The 258-nt window shown below is 60.1% G+C and carries 1 protein-coding gene; it reads left to right on the top strand.

The window, feature by feature from the left end:
- On the top strand, positions 1-255 hold a 255-nt coding region (locus tag R0J88_RS21435), incomplete at its 5' end, for a PhoU domain-containing protein (protein ID WP_410901090.1).
- Positions 256-258 lie beyond the last annotated feature (3 nt).

The following is a 258-nucleotide window of genomic DNA, read 5'->3' as shown; positions in this document are numbered from 1 at the left end:
CTCAAGGTGCTGCGTGAAGATGCCTCGGTGGATCTGGAATATCAGAGCGCGATGCGCTCGCTGATGACCTTCATGATGGAAGACGCGCGCCAGATCACGCCGGTGCTCAACGTGATGTGGCTTCTGCGTGCGCTGGAGCGCATCGGTGACCACGCCGACAACCTGGCCGAGTACGTCATCTTCCTGGTCAAGGGCGTGGACGTGCGTCACACCGATACCCATGACCTGAAGCCGCAGGACCTGGACAAGAAGTGAGCT

The organism is Pseudoalteromonas sp. SIMBA_162 (assembly GCF_046535955.1).
GTDB lineage: Bacteria > Pseudomonadota > Gammaproteobacteria > Enterobacterales > Alteromonadaceae > Pseudoalteromonas > Pseudoalteromonas marina.
This window is presented reverse-complemented; position numbering and strand designations above follow the sequence as displayed.